This window comes from Actinophytocola sp., assembly GCF_035712165.1.
Lineage (GTDB): Bacteria > Actinomycetota > Actinomycetes > Mycobacteriales > Pseudonocardiaceae > DASYTH01.
Window position 1 is genome coordinate 1 of record NZ_DASTBH010000222.1, and the last position, 7,714, is coordinate 7,714.

Genomic DNA, 7,714 nt, shown 5'->3' on the forward strand with positions numbered 1-7,714 from the left:
GAACGCCTTCATCGCCTCAGTCATTGTCGGCGCGTCGAACGCCACTCGCCGAACACCGGCCGGTTCGACCGTCGGGATCACGGCGACGGCCTGGGCGAGGTGCGTGGCGTCGAACTCGATCTCGATGCGGTGCGGGCCCGGCCGGGGCTCGGTGGCACCGGCCGCCGCCATCCCGGCGGCCGCCGCGGCGGTGATCTCCGCGGCGGTCCGGCTGGGCGGCGAGCAGATCGCGGCGTAGCGGCTCACGCACTCCTTCACCGCCACCAGCCGCGCGCCGGGAGCGTAGTCGGCGGCGTCGGCGCAGGTCAGGTCGTCGCCGGTGACCAGGAGGACGGGCACGCCGTGCTCGGCGGCCAGTGCCGCGTTGAGCCGGCCCTCGCTGGCCGCGACCCCGTCCAGCCAGACCCCGGTGATGGAGTTGGGCAGGTAGGTGTGCGACAGCACCCCGTCCACCCCGGCGCCGGCGTGGTAGCCGAGGAACACCACGCCGTCCATGCCGGTATCGATGCCCTGCATCATCGACAGCGGCTTGTGCCGGCCGGTGAGCATCCGAGCCCGGGCGTCGAGGTCCTCGAGCAGCAGGTTGCGCTGGGTGTCGTGGGCCTCGTTGACCAGCACGTCGCTTGCGCCGCCGTCGTGCAACCCGGCCACGCAGGCGTTGACGTCGCCGGTGAACATCCGGCGGAAGCGCTGCCACTGCTCGGTGCCGGGTGCCACGTCGGCGCTCCAGGTGACACCGGTGGCGCCCTCCATGTCCGCCGAGATCATGATCCGCATGCGGACACGTTACTTCTTGGCATGACTTGCGGACACTCGTTGACTTTCTAGGCTGGTAGGTGGTTACTTCTTTGCAACCCACCCGAGGAAGAGGTGATCACCGTGCCGTTGAGACGATGGGCGACCGGCGTCGTGCTGGTGGTGTCCGCCCTGGTCACGGCTCCATTCGCGGCCCCGTCCGGCACCCCCGAGGCGCACGCCCAAGAGCCCGTGACGCTGCGCGTGGCCTACACCAGTGACATCGACACCCTGAACCCGTTCCAGGCGACCCTACTGGTGTCCACCCAGCTCGGCCGCAACATGTACGAGTTCCTCACGATCAACGGGTCCAAGGACTCGACGCCGGAGGGCGGCCTGGCCGAGCGCTGGGAGACCTCCAGCGACAACCTGACCTGGAAGTTCCACATCCGCGAGGGTCTGAAGTGGTCGGACGACCAGCCGATCACGGCCAAGGACGTCGCCTTCACCTACAACCTGATGCTCACCAACGAGGACGCCGCGACCGCCAACGGCGTCGCGGTGGCCAACTTCGAGTCGGTCAAGGCCACCGACGACCGCACGGTGGAGATCAAGACCAAGGCGCCGCAGGCGTCCATGCTCGGCTCCACCTCCGAGGTCCCGATCGTTCCCGAGCACCTCTGGAAGGACGTCAAGGACATCAAGGGCTTCACCAACACCGAGAAGTTCCCGGTGGTCGGCAGCGGCCCGTTCATCCTGACCGCCTACCAGGAGGGCCAGTCCGCGACGCTGGAGGCCAACGACAAGTTCTGGCGCGGCCGGCCCAAGATCGACCGGCTGCAGTACGTGAAGTACGAGAGCACCGACGCCGCCGTGCAGGGCCTGCGCAAGGGTGACGTCGACCTCGTCTACCGGCTCACCGCCAACCAGTACAAGGCGCTGCAGGGCGAGTCGACCATCAAGACCAGCGCCGGCAACAACCGGCGCTACACCGAGATCATCATGAATCCGGGCAACCCGAAGAAGGACGGCTCGCCGTTCGGCAACGGCGCCGCGGTGCTCAAGGACCCGCAGTTCCGGCAGGCGCTGGCCAGCGCCATCGACGTGCAGACCCTCATCGACAAGGTGTTCCAGGGCCTGGCGGTCCCGGCCACCTCGGTCATCCCGCCGGTGTTCCCGGACTGGACCTACCAGCCCGACGACTCCGCCAAGCACGGCTTCGACCTGGGCAAGGCCAACTCGCTGCTGGACGCCGCGGGGTATCCGAAGGGCGCCAACGGGGTCCGCACCGACAAGCAGGGCAACCCGATCAACCTGCGGCTGCTGGTCACCAGCGACGACACCCAGCGCCAGCAGATGGCCGAGTTCGTCAAGGGCTGGTTCACCCAGATCGGCGTCGGGGTCACCACCGAGTTCAAGGCGTCCAACCAGGTCAACGACGACACCACGGCCGGCAACTTCGACCTGTCGTTCAGCGGCTGGAGCGTGAGCCCGGACCCGGACTACCAACTGGCCCAGCAGACCTGCGCGGTGGTCGGCACCGACCTGGCCGACTCCAACTTCTGCGACCCGGAGTTCGACCGGCTCTACGCCGCGCAGCAGGCCGAGTTGGACAAGACCAGGCGCAAGGACCTGGTCCAGCAGGCGCAGGGCATCCTGTACGACAAGGTGGCCGCGCTGGTGCTGACCTACGACAAGCAACTCGAGGCCTACCGCTCCGACCGGTTCCAGCCGTTCACCACCCAGCCGGAGAACGGCGGGATCATCGCCAACCAGAGCGGTTACTGGAGCTACTTCCGGGCCACCCCGGTGGGCGCCGAGACCGCCACGGACGACTCCGGCGGGCTGTCCACCGGCGCGGTGATCGCGATCGTGGGCGGCGCGGCGGTGCTGCTGGTCGGCGCCGTGTTCCTGGTGACCCGGCGGCGCAAGGCCGGCGCCGACGAGCGCGAGTAGGAGCGCCTTCACATGACCGACATGCCGGTCACGACCGAACCGGTCGTTGAGCTCACCGGCGACGAGGCGACCGGGCGGAGCCGTGCCATCGGCACCGCCCGGTTCGTCCTCACCAAGATCGCCGGTGGGCTGGTGAGCCTGTTCCTGGTCGTGGTGCTCGGGTTCTTCCTGTTCCGCGCGCTGCCGGGCAACCCGATCCGCGCGCTCACCGGGGACTCGCAGACCAGCCTGGAGCAGATCGAGCGGCTGAAGGCCGAATGGAGCCTGGACCAGCCGCTGCTGACCCAGTTCTTCGACTACCTCGGCGACCTGCTGCACGGCGACCTGGGCACCTCGTTCAAGTACAAGCAGCCGGTCAGCGACCTGATCGCCACCCGGCTCGGGCCGACCCTGCTGCTCACCGGCACCGCCCTGATCCTCTCCGTGGCCCTGGGCCTGTGGCTGGGCACCCGGGCGGCGTGGCGGCACGGCGGCCGGTTCGACCGGTGGTCCACCAGCAGCGCCCTGGTGCTGTGGTCGGTGCCCACGTTCTGGCTCGGCCTGATCATGCTGATGGTGTTCTCGGTCGGCCTGGACCTGTTCCCCACGGCGGGGATGAACACCCCGGGCGGGGTGGAGGGGTTCGGCCCGGCGGTGCTCGACGTCGCGCACCACCTGGTGCTGCCGGCGGTCACGCTCACCGCGGTCGTCTACGCCCAGTACCTGATGGTGATGCGCTCCTCGCTGCTGGAGGAGATGAACGCCGACTACCTGACCACGGCCCGGGCCAAGGGACTCACCGACGACCAGGTGCGCCGCCGGCACGCGGTGCCCAACGCGCTGCTGCCCACCATCACGATCATCTTCCTGCACACCGGGTTGCTGGTGGCCGGCGCGGTCACGGTGGAGACCGTGTTCACCTGGCCGGGGCTGGGCCTGCTCACCTACGTGGCGATCGGGTTCCCGGACTACCCACTGCTGCAGGGCTCGATGATCGTGCTGGCCAGCGCCGTCGTGGTGATGAACGTCCTGGCCGACATCGCCTACCGGTTCTTCGACCCTCGGGTACGGCGGACATGAGCAGCTGCCAACCGCACCCAAGGGGACCGGGACGCGACTCAGCCACTGGCACGCGGCGAAATCGATGGTGCCGACCCAACGTGACCACCACGGTAAATTCCGGGGAGGCGGGCCAGTCATGAACATCGTCTGGCAGCGCCGCCGGTCCGCCGCGGGCCGGCTGTGGCGCGAGTTCGCGAGCAACCGCTCCGGCATGCTCGGCCTGGCCATGCTGGCGGTGTTCGTGCTGCTGGCCCTGCTCGCGCCGTTGTGGATCAGCGAGGCGGACCTGTCGGTGGTCACCGCCCCCGGCGACGTGCTCGAACCGCCCAGCGCGGAGTTCCCGCTCGGCACCGACCATGCCGGCCGGTCGGTGCTGGACCGCACCATCTACGGCGCCCGGGTCTCGCTGGTGGTCGGCGTGGCCGCGGCGGTGCTGACGGTGGGCATCGGCACGGTGGTCGGCATGCTGGCCGGGCACTTCGGCCGGTGGGTGTCCGCGGTGCTGATGCGGGTGACCGACTTCTTCCTGGTGCTGCCCGCGCTGGTGCTGGCGATCGCGCTGTCCACGATGCTGTCCCGCAGCCTCGCCACGATCATCCTGGCGATCGGGGTCACCTCGTGGCCGTCCACCGCCCGGCTGGTGCGCGCCCAGACCCTGACCATCGAGGCCCGGCCGTACATCGAACGCGCCCAGGCGCTCGGCGGCGGACACAAGCACGTGCTGGTCCGGCACGTGTTCCCGGCCGTGCTTCCGCTGGTGCTGGCCAACACCACGCTCGCGGTCGGCAGCGCGATCATCGCCGAGTCCACGCTCGCCTTCCTCGGACTGGGCGACCCCGCCAACGAGTCCTGGGGCCTGATGCTCAAACAGGCGGTGGACACCGGCTCGGTCACCGCGGGCGCCTGGTGGTACCTGCTCCCGCCGGGCATCGCCATCGTGCTGGTCGTGCTGTCCTTCACACTGTGTGGCAGGGCATTGGAGATCGTGGTCAACCCCAACCTGAAGGCGCACAGGTGAACGCGCACGGGCGACCCGATCGGCGAACTCCGGCGGCACGCAAGCCACGAGGTGTGAGATGACGCTGCTCGAACTACGGGACGTTTCGGTCCGCTACGCCGGGGCCCGCTCCGAGGTGCCGGCGGTGCGCGGGGTGAACCTGCGGCTCGCACCGGGGGAGAAGCTGGGCCTGGCCGGCGAGTCCGGCTGCGGCAAGTCCACCCTGGCCATGTCGGTGCTGCGGCTGCTGCCCAAGACCGCCCAGGTGGACGGCGAGATCCTGCTCGACGGCGAGGACGTGCGCACGATGTCCTGGGGCCGGCTGCGCGCGGTGCGCTGGGCCGGCGCCTCGATGGTGTTCCAGGGCGCCATGCACGCGCTCAACCCGGTCCGCCGGGTGGCCGACCAGATCGCCGAGCCGATCCTGCTGCACAGCAAGGAACCGCCCGGCCCGGCGGCGGTGCGCGCCCGGGTGCGCGAACTGCTCGCCCAGGTGGAACTGCCGGCCGCCAAGGCGAACGCCTACCCGCACGAGCTCTCCGGCGGCCAGAAGCAACGGATCATGATCGCCATGGCGCTGGCCTGCCAGCCCAAGCTGGTGATCGCCGACGAGCCGACCACGGCCCTGGACGTGATCGTGCAGGCCCAGGTGCTCGAGTTGCTCACCCGGTTGGTCACCGAGCACCACCTCGGCCTCATCATGATCAGCCACGACCTGGCCGTGCTGGCCGCGACCTGCGACCGGCTGGCGATCATGTACCAGGGCGAGCTCGTCGAGCAGGGCGAGTCCCGGTCGCTGATCCGCGACCCCCAGCACCCGCACACCCGCGCGCTGGCCGCCGCCTTCCCCACCGTCGGCGACCCGGCCTCCCGGTACGCGCCGGCCACCACCAGCCCGCTTGGCCTGCCGGACGCCGCGGCCGGTGCGCCGGCGGCCGGCACCGCGCCGCTGCTGGCGACCGAGGACCTGCGGGTCACCTTCCACGGCCGCGACCGGGAGGTCACCCACGCCGTCGCGGGGGTGAACCTGGAGGTGCGACCCGGTGAGATCCTCGCCCTGGTCGGCCAGTCCGGGTCCGGCAAGACCACCCTGGCCCGCACGATCCTCGGCCTGCAGCAGCCGACCAGCGGCCGGGTGATCTTCGAGGGCGCTCCGGTGCCGGCCACCGCCCGCGGCCTGCGCGCCTACCGCCGGCAGGTTCAACTGGTGCTGCAGGACCCGACCAGCGCTCTCAACCCCCGGCACAGCGTCTACGAGGCGGTCGCCGAGGGCCTGCGCATCCACCGGCTGCCCGGCGACGAGCGCGAACAGGTGGCCGCCGCGCTGGCCGCCGCCGAACTGCGTCCGCCCGAGGAGTTCATGCCGGTGCTGCCCCGGCAACTGTCCGGCGGGCAGCGCCAGCGGGTGGTGATCGCCGGCGCGCTGGCCCTGCAGCCGAGGCTGCTGGTCGCCGACGAACCGGTCGCCTCGCTGGACGCCTCGGTGCGCGGCGAGATCCTCGGGCTGCTGCTGCGGCTGCGCGCCCGGCTGGGCCTGGCCGCGCTGGTGATCACCCACGATCTGGGCCTGGCCTGGAACATCGCCGACCGGGTGGCGGTGATGTACCACGGCGAGTTGGTCGAGTCCGGTCCGGTGGACGAGGTGCTCGCCGACCCGCGGCACGACTACACCCGGGCGCTGCTCGCCGCGCTGCCGGAGTCGGCCGCCGCCGACGAAATACGCCGTTGAGAGTAGGGCCCCGCAACCGACTGTGTAATCTCAAGCCGCGATGGCCACCTCGACCGACTCGTCGTCAGACGTAGCAGATCCGGTGGGCTCTGACGGCAGCTCGACCACAGCGGAGCAGACCCCGCGGCAACCGAGCCCGCTCCCGCTCCGCACGATCATGCTGGGCACCGTCGGCAGCCTGATGATCCTGGTCTGCGCACTCGGCGCCGCCGCGACCCTGGTGCACGACCCGCTGATCGGTCGCGGGCCGCTGTCCTGGGTGCGCTACGGGCACGGCAAAGCACTGGCCACCATGATCATCTACCTGGGCTTCCTGCTGCTGGTCTGGGCGTGGGTGCGGCTGGGCCGGCACGTGCTGGCCGAACGGGTGGGCACCCGGGCCGTGCTGATCGCCTCGGCCTGCTGGACCCTGCCGCTGGTCTTCTCGCCGCCGCTGTTCACCCGGGACGTCTACTCCTACATCGCCCAGGGTGCGCTCGTCCTCAACGGGTTCGACCCCTACGTGTTCGGTCCGGTCGCGCTGGACATCGAGCACGTGGTGCAGAACGTGCACTCGTTCTGGCAGGACACCCCGGCCCCGTACGGGCCGCTGTTCCTCCTGCTGGCCAAGGGCGTCGTCTGGGTCACCGGCGCCAACCTGATCCTCGGCGTCGTGGTGATGCGCCTGGTGATGATGCTCGGACTGGGCCTGCTGCTGTGGTCGCTGCCCGGCCTGGTGCGCCACCTCGGCGGGCGGCTGCCGGTCACGCTCTGGCTGGTGGTCGCCGGACCGATGATGGTCGTGCATCTGATCGGCGGCCCGCACAACGACCTGATCATGGTCGGCCTGCTCGCCGCCGGCACGCTGTGCGTGCTGGACCGCCGGCACGTGCTGGGCATCGTGCTGGTCACCATGGCCGCCGCGGTGAAGGCAACCGCCGTGATCGCCCTGCCGTTCCTGGTCTGGGTGTGGGCCGGGCACCTGCGCTCCACCCCGCTGCGCAACTTCCTGCGCGCGGTGAGCGTGTCGCTGGCCACGTTCGTGCTGACGTTCGCCGCGCTCACCCTGGCCGCCGGCCTCGACCTGGGCTGGGTGTTCACCCTCGGGTCGTCGTCGAAGATCGTCAACTGGCTGTCCATCCCCACCGGGATCGGCGAGCTGATCCACACCCTGATCGGCATCTTCGTCGACGTGAACAAGTCCTGGGTGGTCAACATCGTCCGCGCGCTCGGCGCGCTGCTGCTGCTGGTGTTCATGGTCCGGCAGTGGTGGCTGG

6 protein-coding genes are annotated in these 7,714 nt (G+C 70.4%); 5 read left to right on the top strand and 1 reads right to left on the bottom strand.

The window, feature by feature from the left end:
- Nucleotides 1–777, bottom strand: a 777-nt coding sequence (locus VFO68_RS12630; protein ID WP_325158434.1) for a M55 family metallopeptidase, incomplete at its 3' end; no start/stop codon positions are given.
- Between the two features lie 102 nt (nucleotides 778–879).
- Here VFO68_RS12630 and VFO68_RS12635 point away from each other — a divergent pair.
- The 5 genes from VFO68_RS12635 to mptB form a co-directional block, all read left to right on the top strand.
- A complete protein-coding gene (locus VFO68_RS12635; protein WP_325158435.1) occupies nucleotides 880–2,691 on the top strand; it encodes an ABC transporter substrate-binding protein in 1,812 nt (603 codons plus the stop codon).
- A gap of 21 nt (nucleotides 2,692–2,712) precedes the next feature.
- Nucleotides 2,713–3,750 carry an ABC transporter permease gene (locus VFO68_RS12640; protein WP_414635493.1) on the top strand — a complete coding sequence of 346 codons (1,038 nt, stop codon included), beginning with the start codon at nucleotides 2,713–2,715 and terminating at the stop codon, nucleotides 3,748–3,750.
- 118 nt (nucleotides 3,751–3,868) lie between these two features.
- On the top strand, nucleotides 3,869–4,750 hold the full coding sequence (locus tag VFO68_RS12645) for an ABC transporter permease (protein ID WP_325158437.1): 882 nt from the start codon (nucleotides 3,869–3,871) through the stop codon (nucleotides 4,748–4,750).
- Between the two features lie 58 nt (nucleotides 4,751–4,808).
- Nucleotides 4,809–6,458, top strand: coding sequence for an ABC transporter ATP-binding protein (locus VFO68_RS12650; protein ID WP_325158438.1), 1,650 nt, complete (start codon nucleotides 4,809–4,811; stop codon nucleotides 6,456–6,458).
- Between the two features lie 82 nt (nucleotides 6,459–6,540).
- The coding region (gene mptB / locus VFO68_RS12655) for a polyprenol phosphomannose-dependent alpha 1,6 mannosyltransferase MptB (RefSeq protein WP_325158439.1) at nucleotides 6,541–7,714 on the top strand (1,174 nt) is incomplete at its 3' end.